This window comes from Pleomorphomonas carboxyditropha (assembly GCF_002770725.1).
GTDB lineage: Bacteria > Pseudomonadota > Alphaproteobacteria > Rhizobiales > Pleomorphomonadaceae > Pleomorphomonas > Pleomorphomonas carboxyditropha.
Genome location: NZ_NQVN01000014.1, coordinates 18778 through 42041, shown reverse-complemented (window position 1 = coordinate 42041; position 23264 = coordinate 18778). Strand labels below are relative to the sequence as shown.

The window sequence follows — 23264 nt, the reverse complement described above, 5'->3', positions numbered from 1 at the left end:
GGCCGAGGCCGATAACTCAGTAGCGGTACATCGCCGACTTGAACGGGCCGGTCGACTTGACGCCGATATAGTCGGCCTGCTCCGGCGTCAGCTTGGACAGCTTGGCGCCGAGCTTGGCGAGGTGCAGTTGGGCCACCTTCTCGTCGAGATGCTTGGGCAGCACGTGCACCTTCTTCTCGTACTTGTCGCCGCGGGTCCACAGCTCGATCTGGGCCAGCGTCTGGTTGGAGAAGGAGGCGCTCATCACGAAGCTCGGGTGGCCCGTGGCGTTGCCGAGGTTGACGAGCCGGCCCTCGGAAAGAAGAATGATCTTCTTGCCGTCGGGGAACTCGACGAGGTCGACCTGCGGCTTGACGTTCTTCCACTTGAAGTTCCTGAGACCGGCGACATCGATCTCGTTGTCGAAATGGCCGATGTTGCAGACGATGGCCATGTTCTTGAGCTTGCGCATGTCGTCGACGGTGACGACGTGAAGGTTGCCGGTGCAGGTGACGATGATGTCCGCCCGATGGATGTCGTCTTCGAGCGTGACCACCTCGAAACCGTCCATGGCCGCCTGCAGGGCGCAGATAGGATCGACCTCGGTGACCAGCACGCGGGCGCCGGCACCGTGCAGCGACTGGGCCGAGCCCTTGCCGACGTCGCCATAGCCGCAGACGATCGCCACCTTGCCGGCCATCATCACGTCGGTGCCGCGGCGGATGGCGTCGACCAGGCTTTCCCGGCAGCCGTACTTGTTGTCGAACTTCGACTTGGTGACGCTGTCGTTGACGTTGAAGGCCGGCCAGGGTAGCTCGCCGCGCGCTTCCATCTGGTAGAGGCGCATGACGCCGGTGGTCGTCTCCTCGGAAACGCCGCGGATGCTGGCCTTGGCGCGCGAATAGAAAGTCGGATCCTTGGCGAGGCGCGCCTTGATGGTGGCGAAGAGCTCTTCCTCTTCCTCGGACTTGGGATCGGCGAGCACGGAGGGGTCGCTCTCGGCCTTGGCGCCGAGCGTCACCAGCAGCGTCGCGTCGCCGCCGTCGTCGAGGATCATGTTGGCCGTCTCGCCGTTACCCCAGTCGAGGATGCGGTCGGTGTAGGTCCAATAGTCCTTGAGGCTCTCGCCCTTCACGGCGAACACCGGGATGCCGGCGGCGGCGATGGCGGCGGCGGCGTGGTCCTGCGTCGAGAAGATATTGCAGGAGGCCCAGCGCACGTCGGCGCCGAGCGCCTTCAGCGTCTCGATCAGCACGGCGGTCTGGATGGTCATGTGCAGCGAGCCGGCGATGCGGGCGCCCTTGAGCGGCTGGGCGGCGGCATATTCGGCGCGCACTGCCATCAGGCCGGGCATCTCGATCTCGGCCATGTCGAGTTCGGTGCGGCCCCAGGCGGCGAGCGAGATGTCCTTGACGACGTATTCCTTGGCAACCATCGGCGGATCTCCGGGTGCGGGGGTGAGGATAGGCTGGTCGAGAGCCAACGGGAGGGCGGCAAACGGCCACCGGTCAGCGCCTTATAGGAGAAGTCGGCCGCCGGCGCAATCTCGATATAAAGAGATCCTTATATCATGATGAAGGCGCCATGCTCACCTGAAGACGGGAGAGAGTGCCATATCGGCGCTGCCACGACGGTTCGAATGTAAAATAATGCAATAATATTGGGCGCTGACGCTTTGTCCCTGTCGGCGGAAGCGGGCATGCTTCCTCTATTGCCGGGCATGGATCCGGCCGACCCGCGCCGGGCCGGTGCTGAGGAGGAAAGAACATGAAAATCAAAGCGGTCGTTCTGGAAAGCGTCGACAACATTGCGCTGCGCGACATCGAGGTTCCCGGCACGCTGGAACCGGCGGCCGGCGAGGTTCGGGTCGCCATCAAGGCGGTCGGCATCTGCGGCAGCGATGTCCACTATTACAAGCACGGCCGCATCGGCGACTTCATCGTCAACGAGCCGATGGTGCTTGGCCACGAGGCGTCGGGCGTGGTGACGGCGGTCGGCGCCAGGGTCTCCCACCTCAAGGTCGGCGACCGCGTCTGCATGGAGCCGGGCATTCCCGACTTCGGCTCGCGCCAGACCCTGGAAGGCCACTACAACCTCGACCCGGCAGTGCGCTTCTGGGCGACGCCGCCGATCCACGGCTGCCTGACGCCGGAGGTGGTGCATCCGGCGGCGCTGACCTACAAGCTGCCCGACAGCGTGTCGTTTGCCGAGGGCGCCATGGTCGAACCGCTGGCGATCGGCGTCTACGCCGCCGCCAAGGGGGCGATCCGTCCCGGCGACATCGCCGTGGTGGCCGGCGCCGGCACCATCGGCATGATGGTGGCCTTCGCCGCCTTGGCTTCCGGCTGCGCCGAGGTGATCGTCAGCGACGTCGCCAGGGCCAAGCTCGACATCATCGCCAAGGTTCCCGGCGTCGTCGCCGTCGATCTCACCAAGGAGAAGCTCGCCGACGTGGTGGCGGCGCGGACGGCCGGCAAGGGCGCCGACCTGTTCTTCGAGGCGAGCGGCAGCCCGAAGGCGTTCGACGACATGCTGGAGGTGGTCACCCAGGGCGGCCGGGTGGTTCTGGTCGGCATGCCGCAGGACCGGGTGCCGCTCGACGTGGTGGCGCTGGAGGTCAAGGAGATCAGCCTGACCGGCATCTTCCGCTACGCCAACGTCTGGGATCGCACGCTGGCGCTCCTGGGCTCGGGCAAGATCGACCTGAAGCCGCTGATCTCGGCGAGCTATCCGTTCGACAGGTCGGTCGAGGCCTTCGAGCGCGCCGCCCGGCAGAATCCATCGGACGTCAAGGTCCAGATCACGTTCTGAGAAAACGGGGACAAAGCCGGAAGCCGCTCTCTGGCTGCCTCCGGTGCCCGCGGCCGGCGAAAACCGGTCTCGGCGTCGTCGGCCAAGTCTGTTAATGTCGACGGCTACGGACGGTCCCGTTATCCACCAAAGGGAGGAAAAAGGTGGGTCAGACAAAGCCCGTTTTGGAGGTGATCGAGGCGCCGCTCGAGCGGACGTTCAGGATCTATTCGCACGACTATCCCTTTGCCTATTCCGGCTGGCATCATCATCCGGAATATGAGCTGCATCTCATTCGCCGCAGTTCCGGCCAGTTTTACGTCGGCACCTATGCCGGCGAGTTCGGTCCCGGCAATCTCGTCATGACCGGCCCCAACCTGCCGCACATGTGGGTGTCCGACGGCGCCGACCGCGGCGCAGACGGCTGCATTCGCGACCGCGACGTGGTGCTGCAGATGGGCGGCGGCTTTGCCGAGCGCTGCATGGCCGAATTCTCCGATTGCGCCCGCCTTTCCGCCCTCCTGGAGGCCACGCGGGCGGGCATCGAGTTTTCGCCGGCCGCCGCCGCCGAAGCCGCCGGCCTGATGGAGGCGCTGCTCGCCGCCGAGGGATTCGAGCGGATGGCGCTGTTCTTCAAGCTGATGCGGGTTCTGGAACAGGATGCCGATCGCCGGTCGCTGTCGCTGAAGGGCACGGAGCATCAGTGCGCCCAGCCGCGCCGGCTGGAGCGGATGCTGGCCTACATCGCCGGCAACTTCAACCGGCCGGGCCTTACCTGCCGCGAGGTGGCCGCGACGGAAGGCATGGGACTACCCGCCTTCTCGCGCCTGTTCGAGCGGCACCTGCGCTGCTCCTGCGCCGAGTACATCAACCATCTCAGGATCTACAAGGCCTGCCAGCTCCTGTCGGAAACCGAGGACATGGTCACCTCGATCGCCATGGACGTCGGCTATGAGACGCTGTCGACCTTCAACCGCAACTTCCTGCGGCTGATCGGCCGCACGCCTTCGGCCTTCCGCGCCGAGCGGCGGGCGGGCGGACGCGGCAAGACCCGCGCCGCCGCCTGAGAGCCTCGGGCATCAAAGCCGTCGACCGTCCTCGCCGAACAGATGGACGGCCGCAAGATTGGGCTTGAGGCCGATGCTGTCGCCGGGATTGAGCTCGACGCGCTCGCGCAGCACGGCGACCAGCGTCTGCCCCCCGCAACGGGCAAGCACCTGCGTTTCGGCGCCGGTCGGCTCGATCACCACGACTTCGGCGCGGAAGCCGGCGTCGTCGAGCGTCAGGTGCTCGGGGCGGATGCCGTAGGTGACGGCGCCGGCGGCGGCCCCGGCGGGCAGCGGCAGCACCACGCCGCCCTCGGTGACGAAGCCGCCGTTTCCAGCCGCACCTTTGACGAGGTTCATGGCCGGCGAGCCGATGAAGGTGGCGACGAACAGGTTGGCGGGTCGGTCGTAGAGCTCGAGCGGCCGGCCGACCTGCTCGACCACGCCGCCTTTCATCACCACGATGCGGTCGGCCATGGTCATCGCTTCGATCTGGTCGTGGGTGACGTAGACCGTGGTGGTGCCGAGGCGCTGGTGCAGGTCCTTGATCTCGGCGCGCATCTGCACCCGCAGCTTGGCGTCGAGGTTGCTGAGCGGTTCGTCGAACAGGAACACCTGCGGGCTGCGCACGATCGCCCGGCCCATGGCGACGCGCTGGCGCTGGCCGCCGGAAAGCTGCTTGGGCAACCGGTCGAGATAGGGATCGAGCGCCAGGATGGCCGCCGCCTCCTTGACGCGGGCGTCGATGGCGGCGCGGCTCTCGCCCTTCAGCTTCAGCGCGAAACCCATGTTCTGCGCCACCGTCATGTGCGGATAGAGCGCGTAGTTCTGGAACACCATGGCGATGTCCCGTTCCTTCGGCGGCACGTCGTTGACGACGCGGTCGCCGATGCGGATGTCGCCGTCGGAGATTTCCTCGAGCCCGGCGATCATCCTGAGCAGCGTCGACTTGCCGCAGCCGGACGGACCGACCAGCGTCACGAACTCGCCGTCGGCGATGTCGATGTCGATGCCGTGGATGACCTGGTGGCTGCCGTAGAACTTGGCGACGTTGTCGATGGAAACGCTGGCCATGGTGTTCCTCCCTTGATCGTATTCAGAGGCCGAGCCGCCAGACGCGCGCCGCGGTGACGCGTCCCCGGGGGGCTTCGAGGCGGATGGCGGTGACGGGGGCGGGATCGGCGAGCCGCTTGCTGCCGGCGTGGCGGCCGTCGTCGGCGAACACTTCGATCGATCCCAGGTCGAGGAAGACGCGGACCGAACGCACCCGCGCGCCGGCGGCGAGATAGTGCGGCGAGGGCGGACCGTCCTCTGCGCTCTCGTGAACGATGGCGAGGCCTTCGGCATCGGCGATGACGGCGAGCTTCAGCGTCGGGTGGGCCAGCGCGAGCTCGAAGGGCAGGCCCGTCTCGCCGAATTCGATGACGATCTCGGCGGCGCCGTCTTCGAGGGTAACCATCTCCCCGGCAGCGAGCCGGCGGTCGTCGATAAGCGCCTGCCGCAGCGTGGCGACCGCTTCGATCGGCGGCGTCAGCAGCACGCCGTCGCGGAGCAGCAGCCGGCGCGGCAGCGTCATGGCGGTCGGCCAATCGGCGGTCTTGACGATGTCCGTCCAGTTGGCGAGCCAGGCGATGCCCACCGGGCCGTCCCGGTCGACGAAGGCCTGGAAGCCGTAGGCGTCGGCGCCGAAGTCGAGCTCCTGCCGGAATTCCGGCGCGAACGTCCGGCCGTCGAAGCGGCCGACGATGCCGAAGGTGAGATTGCGCCGCCGCGTCGCCGGATCGCGGCTCATCAGCAGGCCGACGATCAGCAGCCAGCGCGTCGCGGGATCTTCCGCCGGTCCGTCGAGCGGCAGCATGGCCGGGCATTCGCCGACCGTACGGCCATAGTCCAGCTCACGATGGACGAGGCCGACGAAGCGCCAGCCCGAAACACCGCTCGGGTCGTCGGTCTCGTAGAGCAGCACGACGCCGCACGTGGCGTCGCGGCCGCCGAGCAGCATCTTCAGCCGGCCGTCCGGCCCGGTGAAGACGTAAGGGTCGCGATTGTCCTCGCCGAGGCCGAGCCCCTCGGGCCGCCCGGCCAGCACCACCTGCGGCGCATCGGCCGTGAGGCCATCGGCGCTGCGCGCGGTGCACTGCACTTCCATTTCCGGCTCACGGCCGTCGAGGTGGTCGGTGAAGAAGGCACGGAAGCCGTCTTCGCCGGGGACGGTGATCGCCGTGCCGGAGAACACGCCGCCGGCGCCGCCTGCCGCCCACACCGCTTCGTCCGGCTCCAGGAAGATCGGCAGGTGGCGCCAGTGCAGGAGGTCGTCGGAGACCGCATGGCCCCAGTGCATGGCGTGCCAGCGCGCCCGGTGCGGATAGTGCTGGTAGAAGAGGTGGGCGCGGCCATCGAAGCGGCCGAAGCCGTTGGGGTCGTTCATCCAGCCATAGGGCGGGCGGAAGTGATAGCCGCGGAGGGCTTCCGGCGTCGCTGCCGGCCCGCCATGCAGGATGCGGATGCCGGTGTCGAGCACGCTCGCCGGATCGTAGGCGTAGACGACGGACAGCGCGGTGGTCGCCGGGTCGTAGCTGAGGCGGTCGACCGGCGCGGCGGCGACGATCCGCTGCCTTTCGAAGCGGTCGCTGCGCCGCGTCTCGGCCTTTCCGACGACGCCGTCGGCGTCGTGCAGCGCGACGGCGGCCGGCTGCGGCCCCTTGGCCATCAGGAACAGCTCCAGGGTCGCGCCGGCAGCCACCGGGGCAAAGGATATCGTTTCCCGGCCCGACTGGCCGGCTTCGGGAAATGCTTGGGGCATGGTCAACCTTTCACCGCCGAACCGACAAACGAGCTGATGAACCAGCGCTGGAAGGCGAGATAGAACACGAGGATCGGGATCATCATCAGCACCGAGGCGGCCATCGCCCGGTCCCAGAAGATGCTGTCCTGGCCGAAGAAGGTGGCGATGGCGACCGAGATCGGCCGGGCATAGTCGGTCTGGGTGATCAGGATCGGCCACAGATACTGGTTCCACGTCTCGATACCCATCAGGATGGAGACGGTGGCGAGCGCCGGCAGGCTCAGCGGCATGAAGATCGACCACCAGGTGCGGAAGATCGAGGCGCCGTCGATCGAGGCGGCCTCGTAGAGCTCCTTCGGCAATTGCGCGAAGAACTGGTAGAACAGGAAGGTGTAGAGGGGGCTCGCCACGAAGGGCAGGATCTGGGCGGTGAAGGTGTCGGAGAGGCCGGCGCGCGACACGATGATCAAGAGCGGCATGATGATGCTCTCCTGCGGGATCACGTAGAGCGCGATGATCACCGACAGGATCAGCGCCCGCCCCGGCAGGCTGCCCCAGGCGAGGATGAAGCCGGCCATCGAATTGATGACGAGGCCGAGGCTCACCGTCGAGCCCAGGATCAGCAGCGAATTGCCGAGATAGCGGCCGAAGGCCAGCTCGCCGGCGAAGTTGCCGACCTCGCGGAAGTTGTTGAAGGTGGGATTGTCCACCCAGAAGGCCCGGAACGAGCCCATGTCGGCGAGGATCTGGAAGCGGTCGTCCTTCAGCGAGGCGATGAACAGCATGAACAGCGGCGAGATCACCACCAGCGCGATGACGAACACCGAGATCGACTGGACGATGCGGTAGCCGTTCAGCGTTGCCGCCGGCTTGCGGGAGGAAAGGGCGAGGTCAGACATCGAAACGCCTCATGAGCCTGCGCTGGACGAGCGCGATGACCAGGACGATCAGGAACAGGATCACCGACACCGCCGAGGCGTAGCCGAGCTTCTGCTCCTCGAAGCCGGCGCGCACCATGTAGTGGACGACGGTCTCGGTCGACGACTTCGGTCCGCCCTGCGTCAGGATGGCCACCTGCGTGTAGAGCTTGAAGGCCTGGATGGTGGTAATGACCAGCACGAAGACGTGGGTCGGCCTGAGGCCGGGCATGGTGACGTGCCAGAAGCGGCCCCAGCGGCCGGCGCCGTCGATGCGCGCCGCGTCGTAGAGCTCGTCGGGGATGCCCTGCATGCCGGCGAGATAGATGATCATCTGGAAGCCGTAGGCCTGCCAGGCCGACAGCAGCACGAGCGAGAACATCGCCCAGTTCGGATCGCCCAGCCAGTCGATCGGCTGGATGGTGCCGCCCGACAGCGCCACCACGATGTGGTTGAGCGGGCCGGTCGGATATTGGAACAGCGTGCCCCAGATGACGCAGACCACCACCATCGAGGTGATGGCCGGCAGGAAGAACATGCCGCGGAACACGTTCCGGAACGGTATTTTCTGGTTGAGGATCAGGGCCGTCAGGAAGGCCAGTCCGCACTGCACCGGCAATATCCACAGTGTGAAGCGGGTGACGTTCCAGAGCGAGGTCCAGAACAGGTCGTCGTTGAGGATGCGCAGGAAATTGTTGAGCCCGACGAAGCGCACCGGCGTCGGCCTGGGCACCAGCGGCTGGTTGGTCATCGCCGTCCAGAACGACAGGAGGAAGGGCGTGATCAGGAAGGCGGTCATCAGCAGGACCGCCGGCGCCAGCATGCCGATTTCCTGCAGGAAGCGTGGCCAGCCGACGCGGGCGATGATGGAGCGGCGGCGCCGCTTCGGCTTCGGAACGGTCGTAAGTGCGGACATGGGCCCCTCGCCGGGCGATGGGTGGCAGGAGGATGGCGCGCACCCGAAGGGAGGACGGATGCGCGCCGGCGGGCCGTGTCGGGCGGTGCGAATTCAGCGCCGCCCGGCGTTTCGGCCGGAAGTTTCCCGTCTCCGGCGGAAACGGGAAATGGACGTCAGTTGCCGTCGAACGGCGGATAGCCGTCGTTGTCGGCGATGTCCTCGTCGATCTTCCTGGCGGCGGCCGTCAGCGTCTTCTGGGCGTCCTCGCCGTTGAAGATCTGGTCGACGGCCTGCATGAAGGCCGAGGTGATGGTCGGGTAGGCCGGATGCGGCGGACGCGGCACGGCCGCCTTCGACGCCTGCTCGAAGGCGACGGCCATCGGCCCGCCTTCGGCATAGAGCGGCGACTGGGCGGCGAAGCTCTTGAGGCCCGGATAGGCGCTCTGGCTCACCGCGTAGTCGCGATAGTCCTTGTCCTTCAAGAGGAAGCTCAGGAACTTGCCGGCGACGTCGGGATGCTCTGACTGGCTGGTGATCGCCCAGATCCAGGTGCCGTCGGGGCTGGCGCTCTTGTCGCCGAACTTCGGCAGCGGCATCACCACCACGTCGTCCTTCAGCTTGGCGGCGGCCTCGGCGTAGAACCAGTGGCCGCCCCAGGCGAGCGCGGCCGGCTCGCCGTCGGCGTAGAACTGGTTGGTGCCCGACGACATCGGCACCACCCAGCCGTTCTTCACCCAAGTCTGCATCATGCCGAGCGCGTCGACGCAGGGCTGGCTGTCGAGCGTGCCCTCGGCCTTCCAGGTCGTGCGGTCGATCAGGTCGCAGCCGAAGGAATTGAGGATCGGCTGGTAGGCGTAGGTCACCCACTCGGTCTTGATGCCATAGCCGCGGAAGGTGTCGATCGGCCACTTGACGCCGTCCACCTTGGCGAGCTTGCCGAGATAGTCCTCGAATTCGGCGCGCGTCCAGGCGTCGTCCACCGACGTCGGGATGCGGGCGCCGATCTGCTCGAGGTACTTCTTGTTGCCGTAGAGCACCACCGAGCTGTCGGTGAGGCCGATGGCATAGAGTTCCTTGTCGATCGGATAGGTCCCCTGGGCGACGTTGGACGCCGTCATGTCGTCGAGGAGGTCCTGGTCGATGTAGCTCTTGATCGGCTTGAGGTAACCCGACCAGACGTAGTTGGCGAGGAAGGGCGCGTCGAGCTCCATGATGTCGGGCAACTGCCTGGACATCACCGCCGACGAGAACTTCTCGTTATAGGCATCGTGCGGCGCATAGATCAGCTCGATGTCGACGTCCGGATTGGCCGCCTCGAAGCGTTCGGCGACCTTGCCGTAGAGCGCCACCCAGCCGGGATCGCCCTGGTGCATCATGCGCACGACGGTCTTGGCGTCGGCGGCGGTGGCGAGCGCCATCAGCGCGGTGGTGGCGGCGAGAGCCTTAAGTAAACGATTACCCATGCCGAAATATCTCCTCCACTCGTTGGTTGTCCTGACCAGCTCAGACGGAAGCTCGCTCCACGAGCTGGAACGGGAGCAGTTTCAGCCCCCCCTCCGGCGGCTCGGCCGCCTGAAGTATCTCCGCCGCCATCCGGCCCATCGCCCGGTGCGGCAGGGCCATGGTGGTGAGCGGCGGATCGAGTCGCGTGACGATGTCGACCTGGTTGTCGAAGCCCGCCACGGCGACATCGTCGGGAATGCCGGCGCCGACCTTGCGCAGCGCGGCATAGACCTCCATGGCAACGCGGTCGTTGCCGCAGAGGATGGCATCCGGCCGGTGGGGACCGGCCATCAGATCGCCGACGTGCTGCGCCACCAGGCTGCGGGCGCGGTCGGCATAGGTGGCGCGCTTCACCGCAGGCAGCACGGCGACCGGTTCGAGGCCGGCGTCATCGAGCGCGGCGCGGAAGCCGCGTTCGCGCAGCTCGCCGGCCAGAAGGCCCGGCAGGTTGATGAAGGCGATGCTGCGCCGGCCGGCGTCGACGAGGTGACTGGCGATGGTATGGCCCGCCGCCTCCTCGTCGGGCACCAGCGACGTCACCCGTCCGGCGGCGTCGCGGCAATTGATCATCACGCCGATGCGGTCGGCGACCTCCAGCGGCAGCACGACTTCCTTGTGGTACATCGCCGCATAGCCGATGGCGCGCGGCCGGAAGCGGCTGACGTCGTCGTAGACCTTGGCGATGTCATGGTCGCCGCCGATGGTGGTGAAGAACACCGAGAGATCGGCCTTGCGGGCGGAGTTGTCGAGGCCGCGGATGATCTCGGTGGCAAACGGCGAGGTGAGCAGCTCGTCGCCGATGATGGCGATCAGCGGCATCCAGCCCTGCCGCATGCTGCGGGCGGCGAAATTGGTGACGTAGCCGAGTTCCTCGGCGATCTTGCGGATCCGGTCGCGCGTTTCCTCGGCCATGCGGGCCGAGCCGCCATGCAGCGCGCCGGAGACGGTCTTCACCGACACCCCGGCGATGCTGGCGATATCCTGCAGCGAAACGGCCACGAGCAACTCCCTTCCCAAGGCGCCGACAGGTTTCCTCGTCCCGTCCTCCGCTGCCGCCCTTGAGTTATCGTTTACCCAATGCCACCGCCGCCGATCTTTGTCAAGCCGTCGATGACCGCAGCGGCGGCCGGATCGCCGGTCCGCTTCGGCTCGGTCATCGCCGCCTCGATCGCGGGATCAGAGCGCCTGGCCGTCGCCGTCGAAGCGATGCAGGTAGCCGGCCATCGGCGTCAGCACGACGTCGTCGCCTGCCGCCACCGGCATGTCGCCCACCGTGCGGGCCGTCAGGCGGCCGGCTTCCGGCACCTCGACGTGGACGAAGGTGTCGCTGCCGAGATGTTCGGCCGAGATCACCCGGCCGCGCCAGCCGTCACCGTCGCGGCCGACCGAGAGATGCTCCGGGCGGACGCCGATGGTGTCGGCATTCGCCTTGCGGGCCAGATCGCCGGCGACGAAGTTCATCTGCGGCGAGCCGATGAAGCCGGCGACGAACAGGTTGGCCGGCGTGCGATAGAGTTCGAGCGGCGCGCCGACCTGTTCGAGGCGGCCGCCGTTCAGCACGGCGATCTTGTCGGCCATGGTCATGGCCTCGGTCTGGTCGTGCGTCACGTAAATGGTCGTCGTGCCGAGCCGCTGCTGCAGCTCGCGGATCTCGGCGCGCATGGCGACGCGCAGCTTGGCGTCGAGGTTGGAAAGCGGCTCGTCGAACAGGAACACCTTGGGATCGCGGACGATGGCGCGGCCCATGGCGACGCGCTGGCGCTGGCCGCCGCTGAGCGCCACCGGCTTGCGGCCGAGCTGGCGCGCCAGATCGAGGATGGCGGCTGCCTTGCCGACGCGCTCCTCGATTTCCGCCTTCGGCCGGCCGGACAGCTTCAGCGCGAAGCCCATGTTGGCGGCCACGTTCATGTGCGGATAGAGCGCGTAGTTCTGGAACACCATGGCGATGTCCCGATCCTTGGGAGCGAGATCGTTGACCACCCGGCCGTCGATGCGGATCTCGCCGCTCCTGATGGTTTCGAGGCCGGCGATGCACCGCAGCAGCGTCGACTTGCCGCAGCCCGACGGCCCGACCAGAGCGACGAACTCGCCGTCGGCGATGTCGATCGAGATGTCGTGCAGCACTTCCAGCGCGCCGTAGGCCTTGCGCAGATTCCTGATTTCGACGGTGGCCATGCGAACCTCCCAGACGCTGGCTTGACAACAAAACAAAGTGATTTAATCTAATTGGCGTTGGTTTGGGAAGCCGTATTTTCAACGGCCGGCTTCCGTCCACCTGGGAGGAAAAAGCAATGAGGAAATCCCTGTTGGTGGCGCTCGCCGCCGCGACGGCGCTCGGCTGCCTGCCCGCGATCGCCGAGGACCTGATCACCAGCGACCGCGTCGGCCCCTCCGACGCGCCGAAGAAGATGGTGTTCCGGATGACCGGCGACGGTCCGTCGAGCACCGACCCGACCTGGGCGGCCGGCTACACCAAGCTCTACACGGATTTCATCAACAACCATCCCGGCTGGCAGCTCGAGCTGCAGATGATGACCGGCGACATCAGCCAGGAGCAGGCGCGCATGTTGGAGCAGGCCAAGGCCGGCCACGCGCCCGACTGCGCCGCCGTCGACAGCTTCGTGCTGCCGCTGTTCAAACAGGCCGGCGTGCTGAAGTCGCTGTCGCCCTATTTCACCAAGGAAGAGATCGACCAGCTCTTCCCGTTCGTGCGCGACGGCATCACCGGCAAGGACGGCGAGATCTATGCCTGGTGGTGGTCGACCGACCTCCGCGTGCTCTACCGCAACAAGGAGATCGTGCCCAACGCGCCGGAAACCTGGGCCGACACCAAGGCGGCCGCGCTCCAGTCGGTCGAGGCCGGCATGGAAGGCATGCTGTTCAACGGCAGCCGCTACGAGGGCACCGCCTTCGACTGGCTCGGCAACTTCTGGGGCCAAGGCGGCAAGCTGGTCGACGACGCCGGCAAGCCGGTGTTCGCCGATGCCGACAACCGCGACAAGTTCGTCAAGGCCGTCGATTACTACCGCGACCTCGTGGAATCCGGCGCCGCTCCCAGGCGCGTCGCCACCATCGGCAGCTATGATGACCTCAACGCCGCCGCCGCGGCAAGCACCACGGCGCTGTTCGTCGGCGGCAACTGGCAGTATCGCCAGTTGGAGAACTCGATGGATCCCGAAGAGTTCGCCAAGTGGACCTTCTCGATGCTGCCGGGCATCACCGCCGACCAGCGATCGACCGGCACCGGCGGCTGGACGGTGGCCGCCTTCTCGTCGGATCCGGAAAAGGTCGAGATGTGCGCCACGCTCGCCCGCGAGATCTACATGGGGCCGGCCAACGCGCTGCAGGAGCAGTTGCCGACCCGCGCCGACCTCTACGACAAGTACGACGTCTTCAAGAGCGAGGCCAACCAGACCTTCGCCAAGGCGCTGAAGGTCGGCCAGGCCCGGCCCGGTGTGCTGATCTATCCGGAAATTTCCAACCAGATCCAGATCATGATGGGCAAGGTGCTGACCGGCGCCGCCGCCACCGATGCCGCCGTCGACGACGCCTACAAGGCGGCGCTCGACGCCTACGCCCGGCTCTGAGGCCATCGCCGTCCGCCATTCCTCCAGGCGGGCGGCTTCCGGCAGGATGGCGGCTCCGGTAAGTGTTCCGGAGCCGCCCCGCCGCGGGCGGCCGCCCATAATGGCGGCCGCTTTCGCTTCACCGATACCGAGGTGCCCATGTCCGCAAGCGCCATGAGGTCGAAACTGCCCTTCCTCGGGGCGGCAGTCCGGCACAACCGCGTTCCCTCCCCCTATCCCTGGCTGATGCCGGTGATCCTGGTGATGGGGCTGTTCTACCTCTATCCGGTGATCGACGTCTTCCGTTACGCCTTCACCGACCTGACGCTGCTCGGTGGCGAAGGTCGCTACACGCTCTCGACCTTTGCCAACGTGCTGACGCGCCCCGAGCTTCCGCAGATCCTCTGGGTGACCTTCGTCTTCACCGCCGGTTCGGTGATCGGTCAGCAACTGATCGGTCTCGCCATGGCGCTGGTCGTGGTGCGCTCGGAGAAGCGCAACCTGTTCGGCACGACCATTTTGCGGACCACGGCGCTGATCGCCTGGGTGGTGCCGGGCATCGCCGGCGGCATCATCTGGAAGATGCTGTTCAACGAGGCGCCGTTCGGCGGCCTCAACTCTTTGCTGCGCCTCATGGGCATGGCGCCGGTGCAGTGGCTGTCCGACCCCGACGTCGTCATGTGGTCGGTGGTGCTGTCCAACGTCTGGCGCGGCACCGCCTTCTCGATGGTGGTAATGTACGCGGCGCTGAAGGCGATCGACCCGTCGCTCTACGAGGCGGCCGAGGTGGACGGCGCCAGCGGCCGGCAGAAGCTGTTCTTCGTGACGCTGCCGCAGCTTCGCCCGGCCATCCTGGTCAACATGATCCTGATCACCATCCAGACGCTCAACACCTTCGACGCCATCATCTCGCTGACCGGCGGTGGTCCCGGCCGGGCTACCGAGGTGCTGTCGCTCTATACCTTCAACGTGGTGTTCCGGAACTACGACCTCGCCGCCGGCAGCGTGCTGTCGATCCTGATGCTGGTCATCAGCCTCGGTCTGGCGCTCGTCTACGCCGCCTTCCTGCCGAAGGACGAAAAGGCATGAAACTCAGCACCCGCGACCGTCTCGGCGACATCCTGAGCTATGCCTTCATGGCGGTGATGTTCGTCTTCTTCTCCTGGCCGCTGATCTGGCTGCTGTCCATGGCCCTCCGTACCCGCAAGGAGGTGTTCCTCGGCGTTTCCAGACTGATCCCCAAGTTCCCGACGCTCGACAATTTCACGATGGTGCTGACCTCCAGCCAGTTCCCGGTCTACCTTCTCAACGCACTGAAGCTGTCCTGTCTTTCCGCCGTCGGCTGCCTGATCATCGCCGCGCCGGCCGCCTACGCCTTCTCCCGCTTCGAGTTCAAGAGCAAGGGCGCCTGGATGCTCGGCATCCTGGCTTTCCAGATGATCTCGCCGCTGGTCATCATGGTGCCGCTCTACCGCTACATGGCCCGGCTGGGGCTGATCGACAGTCACTTCGGCACCATCATGGTCTACATCGCCCTCGGCGTGCCCATGGTCACCTGGCTGCTCAAGGGCTACATGGACGGCATTCCCAAAAGCCTCGATGAGGCGGCACTGATCGACGGCTGCAACCGTCTCTCGGTGTTCATCCGCATCATCCTGCCGCTATCGACGCCCGGTGTCGCCTCGGCCTTCATCATCACGGTGATCGCCGGCTGGTCGCAGTTCCTGGTGCCCTTCCTGTTGATCACCAAGGACTCGCTGGTCCCGATCGGTGTCGGCATCTTTCAATACGCCGGCACGCAGAATGCCAGCACCATTCAGGTGCTGGCCGCTGCCTGTCTGATTTCGGTGGTACCGGCCATCATCGCCTTTCTCGCCCTGCAGCGGCTCATCCTGAGCGCCATGACGGCCGGCGCCGTCAAAGGATGACGCTCGAAAGCTTCTCTCCCTTTTGGTTCGAATTGGATGTTTGCCATGTCCCTGACCCTTGCCCAACGTCTTGATCGCCTGAAAGTCCGCGTCGCCGAACTGGAAGCCTGGAAGGTGCGCGAGACGGCGCCGCTTTCCGCCATCGCCTTCGAGGGCGAACCCATCGGGATCGGTGCGCCCTGGCCACGCAAAGACGGGTTGGTTCGTTTCGCGCTGGAGGGTCTCGTTCCCGCCGACTGGCCGCTCGCCGAGACATGCCTCAGCCTCGATCTTGGCGGCGAAAGCCTGATCGCCATCACTTGCGATGGCGGTGAGGCGGTGTCCTACGGCCTCGACCCCTACCATCAGAGCTTCCCTCTCACCGGGCGCAGCTTCAAGGTGACCACCGAAACCGTCGCCCGTCTGCCGTTCGGCGAGCCGGTACGGCGGCCGCACGTCAATCGCGCCGAGCTCCGGCTGTCCGAGCCGTCCGTCGAGGCGCTGTGGCTGCTCGTCACCCAGGTCATCGAGGCGGTGAGCGTGCTCGAAGGCCACGACGTGGCGCCGCACCTGATCGCCGCCGCCGAGGATACGCTGCGCGGCCTCGACTGGCCGTCGTCGACCGCCGACTACATCGCCCGCACCGCCGGCAGCGAGGGTCAGCAGAAGATCTGGCAACTGCCCGAACTGATCGAGGCGCCGGCCGCCCTCAATCAAGCCGAACAGGCGGCCGTCGCCGCCGCCTACGACGCGCTGCTGGCCCGGCTCGCAGCGTTGCAGCAGCGTTTTCCCCCGGAAGGCGAGATCGGCCTGACCGGCCACGCCCACATCGACCTCGCCTGGCTGTGGCCTTATGGCGAGACGCGCCGCAAGACCCGCCGCACCTTCTCGACCGCCGTGTCGCTGATGGAGACGTCGAAGGACTTCCGCTTCAACCAGTCGACGGCCCACTATTACGCCCAGGTCGCCGAGGACGATCCGGCGCTGTTTCAGAAGATCGCCGCGTGCGTCCGCTCCGGCGAGTGGGAGACGCTCGGCGGCAGTTGGGTCGAGCCGGACACCAACATGCCCACCGGCGAGAGCCTGACGCGCCAGTATCTCTACGGCCAGCGCTTCTTTCGGAACACCTTCGGCATCCGCCACGACATCTGCTGGCAGCCGGACTGCTTCGGCTTCACCGGCGCCCTGCCGCAGCTCCTGACGCAGGCCGGCATCCGCAGCTTCTTCACCATCAAGGTCAACTGGTCGGAGACCAACCACATCCCGTCCGACCTGTTCTGGTGGGAAGGCCTCGACGGCAGCCGCGTGCTCGCCCATACCTTCGACAATCCCATGCAGGGCTACAACGGCTTCGTCCGCCCCGATTGCCACGTGCCGACCTGGCGCAATTTCCGCGAAAAGGCGCTGCACCCGGAAACGCTGCTCTGCGTCGGCTACGGCGACGGCGGCGGCGGCCCGACGCCGGAGATGGTGGCGCGCGAAAAGCAGTTGCGCGTCTTCCCGACGCTGCCCAAGGCCCGCTGGACGCGCGTCAAGGAGTTCTTCGACCGCGCCCACCAGACGGCGAAGGACAAGAAGCTGTCGGTCTGGCAGGGCGAGATCTATCTCGAACTGCATCGCGGCACGCTGACCAGCCAGAGCGTCGTCAAGCGCCTGCACCGCAAGGCCGAGCGCGCGCTGATCACCGCCGAGACGGCCGCCTCGCTCGCCCATCTTCTCGGCGCGGCCAAGCCCGAAAGCCTGGAGCCCGCCTGGCGCGCCGTGCTGAAGAACGAGTTCCACGACATCCTGCCGGGCTCTTCGATCCACGAGGTCTACGAGGATGCTGCCGAAGAGCTTGGCGGCGTGATCGATGCGGGCCTCAAGGCGCAGGCGGCGGCCCTCGACGCCATCGCCGAAGCGCTGCCCAAGGCGCCCGGCGAGCGTCTCCTCGTCGTCAATCCGTCGCTCGACCCCCGGCCGGTCCGCCTGGCGCTTGAGGACGGTTCGGTCGTCGCTTCGGCGGAAACCCTGCCGCCGCTCGCCGTTGCCGTGATCGACGCCGGCAGCCTGAAGCCGGCCGGCGCCGTGTCGGTCGGCCACACGCATCTCGAGAATGACGTCTTGCGCGTGACGCTCGCCGCCGACGGCTCCATCGCCTCGATCCTGCACAAGCCGACCGGCCGCGAGGCGCTCGACGGCTACGGCAACCGCCTGATGGCCTACCCGGTCGACAAGCCGCGCAACTGGGACGCCTGGGACATCGAGGGCGACTATGCCGAGCGCGGCGAGGAGATCACCGATCTCCAGAGTCTGGAGGTGGTCGAGGAAGGGCCGCATCGCGTCGCCGTCAGGCTCGTCCGCAAGTTCCGGTCTTCGACCATTACCCAGGTGCTGAGCCTTGCAGCCGGCGCCCGCCGCCTCGACATCCGCACCATGCTCGACTGGCACGACCGCCGCGTCTTCCTGAGGACGCTCACCGCCGTCAATGCCAAGAGCCGCAATGCCACGGCCGAATGCGCCTATGGCGTGGTCACCCGGCCGACCCACGCCAACACCTCCTGGGACGCGGCGATGTTCGAGGCGGCGGCCCATCGCTTCCTCGACCTCTCCGAGCCGGACTTCGGCGTCGCGCTCCTCAACGACGCCAAATACGGCCATAGCGTCCGCGACAACGTGCTCGGCCTCAGCCTGCTGCGCTCGCCTGTCTATCCCGATCCGCTGGCCGACGAGGGCGAGCAGACCTTCACCTACGCGCTGATGCCGCACGCCGGCCCCTGGCACGACGGCGGCGTCCGCGAGGAAGCCGACGATCTCAACCAGCCGCTGCTCGCCCGGCCGGTGGCCGGCGTTGCGGCCGGCGTCTTCCAGCCGGTCAAGGCCGAGGGCATCCCGGCGGCGCTGTCCGGTCTCAAGCCGGCGGAGGAGGGCGACGGCCTGATCCTGCGCGTCTGGGAGCCGGCCGGCCGGCGCGGCGACTTCGGACTGTCGCTCGACGGCGGCTGGGCCGTCGGCGAGCCGGTTACCATTCTCGAGGAGCCGATGGATGTGCCGGCGCGCGGCCTGAGGCCGTTCGAGGTGAAGAGCTGGCGGCTTTGCAAGGCGTGAGGCGCCGGGCTAATCTCCTGCTGCCCGCCGGCTTTCCGGCGGGCGGGGAGGAAGCGCCGGTGAACTTTCTCGGGTCGAACGCCGAACAGGCGGCCGCCAGGAACCGCCAACTGGTGCTGGCGGCCATCCATCGCGGCGCGCCGCTTTCGCGCACCGAGCTGGCCGAGCGTTGCGGTCTCACCAAGCAGGCCATCGCCCGCATCGTCGATCGTCTGGTCGACGACGGGCTGGTCATCGAGGCGCGCCGCCGGCACGGTCTCAGGGGACAGCCGGCCATCGAGCTGGAGATCGACCCCGAAGGCATGTTCTCGGTCGGCGCCAACATCGACCGCGACCACCTGACCGTGGTGGTGGTCGACGCCACCGGCACGGTGCGCGGCCGCGTCCATCACGAGAAGAGCTTCTTCCTGCCGGACGAGTTCATCGCGCTGTTCTCCGACGCGCTGTCGACCTTCCGCCGCCGCAAGCTGGTGGACGAAGGGCGCCTTGCCGGCGTCGGGCTCGCCGTGCCCGATTGGCTGGGCGAGATCGACGTCATCGGCCGGCCCGACGCTTATGCCGCCTGGACCGACTTCGATCTGCGCGGCGCCGTCGAGGCGGTGACGCCGCATCCGGTGTTCATCGACAACGACGCCAACGCCGCCGCGCTCGGCGAGATTGACTACGGCCTCGGCACCGAGATCGGCAGCTTCTTCTACATTCTCGCCAACGCCTGCGTCGGCGGCGCCCTGGTGATCGACGGCGTTCGCCACAAGGGGGCGGGCGGCATCAACGGCGAGATCGGCTGCCTGCCGGTGCGGGAAATCGACGCCAACGGCGTCGGGCATATCCGTCAGATCGGCGAGCTGTTCTCGATGTTCCTGCTCTACGACCATCTCCGCGCTCATGGCATCGTGGTTCAAACCCCGGCCGAGCTCGCCGCCCTGGACGGCCGCGGTCGGGCGCTGGTGTCGGAATGGCTCGCTCGCGCCGCCGGCTGGCTGGCCGAGGCGGTGTCGCACATCGCCCTGATCGCCGATCCCGAGGCGGTGCTGATCGGCGGCCGCATGCCGGTGCGCCTGATCGACCAACTGATCGTGGAAACGCAGAAGGAGAGCCTGCGTGCCGGCCTGCCGCCGGTGACGCTGCATCGCGCCGTCTGTTCGGAGGATGCGGCTGCCCTCGGGGCGGCGGCCATGCCGCTTGCCCACCGGCTGGGCCTGCCGTCGGCCGACGCCGGGCAGCTCAAGCGCGTGCCCCTGAGGGTCGATCACGCCCGCGCCGCCCCTCCCTCGGCCTGAGCCGGCGTTTCCCTGAGCCGCCTGGGATCCGGCAGCAGGAATTCGACGATCGGCAACAGCGCCGCGCCGAGGGCGACGCCGGCCGCCGGCAATGGCGAGCGGCAGAGCGGCGGCATCCACGAGGTGGTTGTCGGCCGGCCGCCGATCGCCATCGGCGCCGCCTCGATCTCGGCCACCACCGCGTCGATCGCCGCGTCCGGCAGGTCGCCGCCGATGACGATGAGGCCGGGCACCACCACGCCGGAAATCGCCACCACCGCGTCGAGCAGGTGATCGGCCGCCTCGCGCGCCCACGCGGCGATGGCCGCCTCGCGGTCGCCGCCGGCGGCGATCGCCGCGTCGAGCCGGTCCGGCGACAGGCCCTCGGCCAGCGGCGCGCGATCCTGGCCGGTGCGCATGGCGCCGATGCCGCCGGCAAATCCGTGCATGCCGTGGAAAGGCCGGCCGCCGATCGACAATCCGGCCCGGACGCCGGAACGGGTGACCAGGATGCTGACGAAGCCGCCGTCGCGGTCGCCGGCGCCGATCAGCCGCTCGGCGGTGGCCGCCGTGGCGCTGTCGGCGTTGGCCAGCACGGTAAGCGGCGCGAAGGTGGCCCGCACCTCATCGATGCTGATACCGTCGTCGGGCGACAGGGCGGCGCCGACGCCCAGCACCTCCGCCTCGGCCGGCTTCAGGGCGAGGAGTTCCTTGCCGGCGGCGATCAACCCCTCCGGCGGCACGTCGCGTCGCTCGGCGATGACGTCGCCGGCGGCGTCGACCAGCACGGCCGTCGCCGCCCGCCGGGCGAGCCTCAGGCCGAGCGCCACGCAACCCTGCGGCCGCATCATGAATTCGGTGACGGGATAGCGGCTCGCGCCGGCCTGCCGCCGCGACGTGACGAGGCCGCGCCCCTCGAGCCGCCTGAGTATGCCGGTGATCGCCGGCTCGGTCAGCCCGAGGCGCTGGGAGAGATCGCGGCGCGTGAGCGCTCCGAACACCCGCAGGAGTTCGAGTACGATGCGGGAATTGTGATCGGCGATATCGCCGTGGTTGATGCCCGGACCGTCCTTGATCGATGGCGGCGTTCGCCCGAGGCGCGTCGTCGTCGACCGAACAGTTCCCGTCATCGTCCTGACCTCGGCATCCGCTTCCGCCCGTCCGAAATGCGGCTTTCCGGGGGAATATCCTAGCGATACAACGATGCCGCCCGAAAGCAAAGTTCCGCCGGCCTTCCATGGCGAAGTGTCCTCCGGCGCTTGCGGTCCGGCCTCTTTTTCTTGCTCCGGCTGGAGGCTGTCGTGTCCGTCAAAGTTGATGAAAAACAGCCGCGCGTCCTGACGGGCGCGCGGCATGTCTGCTTTGGATATCGGACGGAAAAAGCCGGTCAGCCGGCGCCTTCGCGCGTCTCGATCTCGCCGATCATGTCGACGCGAGGGGCATGGCGGCCGCCCTCGAATTCGGCGGCGAAGAATTCGTCGACGATCATCAAGGCCAGATCCTGGCCGACCACCCGGGCGCCGAAGGCCAGCATGTTGGCGTTGTTGTGCTGGCGCGACAGGCGGGCGGTGTAGGGTTCCGAGCAGACGACGCAGCGGATGCCCTTCAGCTTGTTGGCGGCGAGCGAGATGCCGAAGCCGGTGCCGCAGATGACGACGCCGAAGTCGGCGCCGCCGGCCTGGACGATGCGGGCGGCCTTCTCGCCCCATTTCGGATAGTCGGTCCGCTCCGCGGTGACCGGGCCGACGTCCTCGACCGTGTGGCCGAGCGCCGTGAGATGGGCGGCGACGGTCTTCCTCAGGTCGACGCCGACATGGTCGGAGGAGATGACGATTCTATGCTTGCCGGTCATTGGACGGTTCCGAATTTGCCGGCGACATAGAGGCAGGCGCCGCGCGCGCCGCTGTCGCCGAGGTTGGAGGCGAGCCGCACCTCGAGCACGTCGCGCGGGAAGGGCGCGCGGGCATGGGCGAGGAGCCGCGTTTTCAGCGTCTCGAACGGGAAGGCGGGCATCTCGAGCACGCCGCCGCCCAGGAACACCAGCTCCGGGTCGATGATGTTGACGGCGGTGGCGACGCTCATCGCCGCCGTCTCGACGAAGTTCCGAATGTCCGGATGGTCGCCATGGCGCGCGAAGATGTCGGCGATCGGCGTGTCCGGCGCGTTCCGCTCCTGCCAGCCCTTCAGCCAGCGGCCGCAGCACACCGTTTCGAGGCAGCCGACCTTGCCGCAGCCGCAGACGCCGGTGGCGCCGGGCACCGGGATGTGGCCGAGCTCGGCGGCCGAGCCGTGGGCGCCGGTATAGAAGCCGTTGATCCACACGGCGTTGCCGACACCGGTGCCGATGTAGACGCCGAGCGCCACCCTGGGCGTCCTCCCGCTGGCCTTCATGTCGTGGAAGAACTGGAAATTGACGTCCCGTTCGGCCACCACCGGCACCCCGAAGGCGCCTTCGAGAAGCGACACCACGTCGAGGCCGTCGAGGCCGTCGACGTTGGGCGCCGACAGCACGACGCGGCGATCGGCGTCGAGCGTCGCCGGCAGGCCGATGCCCACCGCCTGCGGCTTGCGGCCGGCCCGGTCCGCGACCTCCCGGTAGCGGGCGATGACGCCGGCGAGCTTCGGTCCGGCCGCCATCAGGTCGGTGGTCACGTATTTCTCGGACAGCACAAAGGCGCCGTCCGCCATCACGGCGAAGCGGGTATGGGTGCCGCCGAGGTCGATGCCGGCGAAAATGCTCATGCCGCGGCTCCGAGCGCCGCCTCGATGTCGGCGGTCATGATCTTCCAGGCCTCGGCGATGTCCTCGTGATTGTGGAACAGGCCCGAGGTGCCGACGATGAACACTTCGGCGCCGGCGGCGGCAAGGCGCGCGTAGGTGCGCTTGTTGCAGGAGCCGTCGACCTCGATCAGGAAGTTCAGGCCGCGCTCCTCGCGCAGGCGCTTGGCCTCGGTGATCTTGTCCAGCATCTCCGCGATGAACGGCTGGCCGGCGTAGCCCGGATCGACCGTCATGATGGTGATCTTGTCGATGAGGTGGATATAGTGCCTGAGGCTGTCGAGCGGCGTCGCCGGATTGACGACGATGCCGGGCTTGCAGCCGAGCTCGCGGATCCTGGCGATGATGCGGAAGGCGATGGCGTTGATGGTCTCGGCCTGCGGCGAGATGAAGCCGGCGCCCGCCTTGGCCATGATCGGCACCCACATCCACGGATCGGTGGTCATCAGGTGGCAGTCCATCGGCAGCTTCGAGACCTTGGCGACGCTCTCCATGAAGAACGGGGACAGCGTGAGGTTCGGCACGTAGTGGCCGTCCATGATGTCGATGTGCAGGAAGTCGGCATGGCTGTCGAGGAAGGTAAGCTGTTCCTTGAAGCGCAGGAGGTCCATGCACATCAGGGAGGGGGAGATCTTGATCTTCATCGGGTCGTCCTGGTCTGGGCCGGTCTGTCCGGCAGGCCCCCCGCCGTGGGGAGGAACGGCGGGGGCGGGCCGTCCCGCCGGGGAGGAAGGCGGGGCGGAACTGTT

At 67.5% G+C, this 23264-nt stretch carries 19 protein-coding genes; 7 read left to right on the top strand and 12 right to left on the bottom strand.

Translation table 11 applies throughout. The annotated features are described in order from the left end of the window. Positions 1 to 16: 16 nt before the first annotated feature. The gene (gene ahcY, locus CJ014_RS18130; RefSeq protein ID WP_100081902.1) at positions 17 to 1414 is read right to left on the bottom strand and encodes an adenosylhomocysteinase; all 1398 of its coding nucleotides are present in this window, start codon (positions 1412 to 1414) and stop codon (positions 17 to 19) included. A gap of 338 nt (positions 1415 to 1752) precedes the next feature. Here ahcY and CJ014_RS18125 point away from each other — a divergent pair, with 338 nt between their 5' ends. Further along, positions 1753 to 2790, top strand: a complete 1038-nt coding sequence (locus tag CJ014_RS18125) for an NAD(P)-dependent alcohol dehydrogenase (RefSeq protein ID WP_165790901.1) — start codon at positions 1753 to 1755, stop codon at positions 2788 to 2790. A gap of 143 nt (positions 2791 to 2933) precedes the next feature. Then, on the top strand, positions 2934 to 3836 hold the full coding sequence (locus CJ014_RS18120; RefSeq protein ID WP_100081900.1) for an AraC family transcriptional regulator: 903 nt from the start codon (positions 2934 to 2936) through the stop codon (positions 3834 to 3836). A gap of 12 nt (positions 3837 to 3848) precedes the next feature. Here the strand turns inward: CJ014_RS18120 and CJ014_RS18115 are convergent, their stop codons facing one another. The 7 genes from CJ014_RS18115 to CJ014_RS18085 form a co-directional block, all read right to left on the bottom strand. Beyond that, positions 3849 to 4889: an ABC transporter ATP-binding protein gene (locus CJ014_RS18115; protein ID WP_100081899.1), complete on the bottom strand. Its 1041-nt coding sequence runs from the start codon at positions 4887 to 4889 to the stop codon at positions 3849 to 3851. A gap of 22 nt (positions 4890 to 4911) precedes the next feature. Beyond that, positions 4912 to 6618, bottom strand: a complete 1707-nt coding sequence (locus CJ014_RS18110; RefSeq protein ID WP_100081898.1) for a glycoside hydrolase family protein — start codon at positions 6616 to 6618, stop codon at positions 4912 to 4914. Positions 6619 to 6620: 2 nt separating this feature from the next. Then, positions 6621 to 7499, bottom strand: a complete 879-nt coding sequence (locus CJ014_RS18105; protein ID WP_100081897.1) for a carbohydrate ABC transporter permease — start codon at positions 7497 to 7499, stop codon at positions 6621 to 6623. Further along, positions 7492 to 8433: a carbohydrate ABC transporter permease gene (locus CJ014_RS18100; RefSeq protein WP_100081896.1), complete on the bottom strand. Its 942-nt coding sequence runs from the start codon at positions 8431 to 8433 to the stop codon at positions 7492 to 7494. Before CJ014_RS18100 ends, CJ014_RS18105 begins: the two co-directional genes overlap by 8 nt. Positions 8434 to 8588: 155 nt before the next feature. Next, entirely contained in the window at positions 8589 to 9878 is a 1290-nt protein-coding gene (locus tag CJ014_RS18095; RefSeq protein WP_100081895.1) for an ABC transporter substrate-binding protein, read from the bottom strand. A 40-nt stretch (positions 9879 to 9918) separates the two neighbouring features. Then, a complete protein-coding gene (locus CJ014_RS18090) occupies positions 9919 to 10917 on the bottom strand; it encodes a LacI family DNA-binding transcriptional regulator (protein ID WP_100081978.1) in 999 nt (332 codons plus the stop codon). Positions 10918 to 11094: 177 nt separating this feature from the next. Next, a complete protein-coding gene (locus tag CJ014_RS18085; protein ID WP_100081894.1) occupies positions 11095 to 12093 on the bottom strand; it encodes an ABC transporter ATP-binding protein in 999 nt (332 codons plus the stop codon). Positions 12094 to 12209: 116 nt separating this feature from the next. Between CJ014_RS18085 and CJ014_RS18080 the strand changes: the two genes are divergently transcribed. The 5 genes from CJ014_RS18080 to CJ014_RS18060 all read left to right on the top strand — a co-directional run bounded on the left by CJ014_RS18080 (position 12210) and on the right by CJ014_RS18060 (position 19758). Next, positions 12210 to 13505: a type 2 periplasmic-binding domain-containing protein gene (locus CJ014_RS18080; RefSeq protein ID WP_100081893.1), complete on the top strand. Its 1296-nt coding sequence runs from the start codon at positions 12210 to 12212 to the stop codon at positions 13503 to 13505. 153 nt (positions 13506 to 13658) lie between these two features. After that, entirely contained in the window at positions 13659 to 14573 is a 915-nt protein-coding gene (locus tag CJ014_RS18075; RefSeq protein WP_245427437.1) for a carbohydrate ABC transporter permease, read from the top strand. After that, complete coding sequence (locus CJ014_RS18070; protein ID WP_100081891.1) at positions 14570 to 15412, top strand: carbohydrate ABC transporter permease; 843 nt, start codon at positions 14570 to 14572, stop codon at positions 15410 to 15412. The genes CJ014_RS18075 and CJ014_RS18070 overlap by 4 nt, the downstream gene beginning before the upstream one ends. A gap of 45 nt (positions 15413 to 15457) precedes the next feature. Next, positions 15458 to 18478: an alpha-mannosidase gene (locus CJ014_RS18065; protein ID WP_100081977.1), complete on the top strand. Its 3021-nt coding sequence runs from the start codon at positions 15458 to 15460 to the stop codon at positions 18476 to 18478. Between the two features lie 59 nt (positions 18479 to 18537). After that, positions 18538 to 19758: an ROK family transcriptional regulator gene (locus tag CJ014_RS18060; protein WP_100081890.1), complete on the top strand. Its 1221-nt coding sequence runs from the start codon at positions 18538 to 18540 to the stop codon at positions 19756 to 19758. Here the strand turns inward: CJ014_RS18060 and CJ014_RS18055 are convergent. From CJ014_RS18055 to alsE, 4 genes are all read right to left on the bottom strand, one after another. After that, positions 19728 to 20867 carry a MarR family transcriptional regulator gene (locus CJ014_RS18055; RefSeq protein ID WP_165790893.1) on the bottom strand — a complete coding sequence of 380 codons (1140 nt, stop codon included), beginning with the start codon at positions 20865 to 20867 and terminating at the stop codon, positions 19728 to 19730. The two genes, CJ014_RS18060 and CJ014_RS18055, sit on opposite strands and share 31 nt — an antisense overlap. A gap of 257 nt (positions 20868 to 21124) precedes the next feature. After that, positions 21125 to 21589: a ribose 5-phosphate isomerase B gene (gene rpiB / locus CJ014_RS18050; protein WP_100081888.1), complete on the bottom strand. Its 465-nt coding sequence runs from the start codon at positions 21587 to 21589 to the stop codon at positions 21125 to 21127. Beyond that, positions 21586 to 22479, bottom strand: a complete 894-nt coding sequence (gene alsK / locus CJ014_RS18045) for an allose kinase (protein ID WP_100081887.1) — start codon at positions 22477 to 22479, stop codon at positions 21586 to 21588. The genes rpiB and alsK overlap by 4 nt, the downstream gene beginning before the upstream one ends. After that, the gene (gene alsE / locus CJ014_RS18040) at positions 22476 to 23159 is read right to left on the bottom strand and encodes a D-allulose 6-phosphate 3-epimerase (RefSeq protein ID WP_100081886.1); all 684 of its coding nucleotides are present in this window, start codon (positions 23157 to 23159) and stop codon (positions 22476 to 22478) included. Before alsE ends, alsK begins: the two co-directional genes overlap by 4 nt. Between the last annotated feature and the right edge of the window lie 105 nt (positions 23160 to 23264).

Bases quoted from the DNA above. Each gene is read 5' to 3' on its own strand.
- CJ014_RS18110 (WP_100081898.1), bottom strand. From the start codon at position 6,618: ATGCCCCAAGCATTTCCCGAAGCCGGCCAGTCGGGCCGGGAAACGATA.
- CJ014_RS18070 (WP_100081891.1), top strand. From the start codon at position 14,570: ATGAAACTCAGCACCCGCGACCGTCTCGGCGACATCCTGAGCTATGCC.
- CJ014_RS18095 (WP_100081895.1), bottom strand. From the start codon at position 9,878: ATGGGTAATCGTTTACTTAAGGCTCTCGCCGCCACCACCGCGCTGATG.
- CJ014_RS18075 (WP_245427437.1), top strand. From the start codon at position 13,659: ATGAGGTCGAAACTGCCCTTCCTCGGGGCGGCAGTCCGGCACAACCGC.
- CJ014_RS18100 (WP_100081896.1), bottom strand. From the start codon at position 8,433: ATGTCCGCACTTACGACCGTTCCGAAGCCGAAGCGGCGCCGCCGCTCC.
- CJ014_RS18065 (WP_100081977.1), top strand. From the start codon at position 15,458: ATGTCCCTGACCCTTGCCCAACGTCTTGATCGCCTGAAAGTCCGCGTC.
- CJ014_RS18055 (WP_165790893.1), bottom strand. From the start codon at position 20,867: ATGACGGGAACTGTTCGGTCGACGACGACGCGCCTCGGGCGAACGCCG.
- CJ014_RS18115 (WP_100081899.1), bottom strand. From the start codon at position 4,889: ATGGCCAGCGTTTCCATCGACAACGTCGCCAAGTTCTACGGCAGCCAC.
- ahcY (WP_100081902.1), bottom strand. From the start codon at position 1,414: ATGGTTGCCAAGGAATACGTCGTCAAGGACATCTCGCTCGCCGCCTGG.
- alsK (WP_100081887.1), bottom strand. From the start codon at position 22,479: ATGAGCATTTTCGCCGGCATCGACCTCGGCGGCACCCATACCCGCTTC.
- rpiB (WP_100081888.1), bottom strand. From the start codon at position 21,589: ATGACCGGCAAGCATAGAATCGTCATCTCCTCCGACCATGTCGGCGTC.
- CJ014_RS18080 (WP_100081893.1), top strand. From the start codon at position 12,210: ATGAGGAAATCCCTGTTGGTGGCGCTCGCCGCCGCGACGGCGCTCGGC.
- CJ014_RS18085 (WP_100081894.1), bottom strand. From the start codon at position 12,093: ATGGCCACCGTCGAAATCAGGAATCTGCGCAAGGCCTACGGCGCGCTG.
- alsE (WP_100081886.1), bottom strand. From the start codon at position 23,159: ATGAAGATCAAGATCTCCCCCTCCCTGATGTGCATGGACCTCCTGCGC.
- CJ014_RS18105 (WP_100081897.1), bottom strand. From the start codon at position 7,499: ATGTCTGACCTCGCCCTTTCCTCCCGCAAGCCGGCGGCAACGCTGAAC.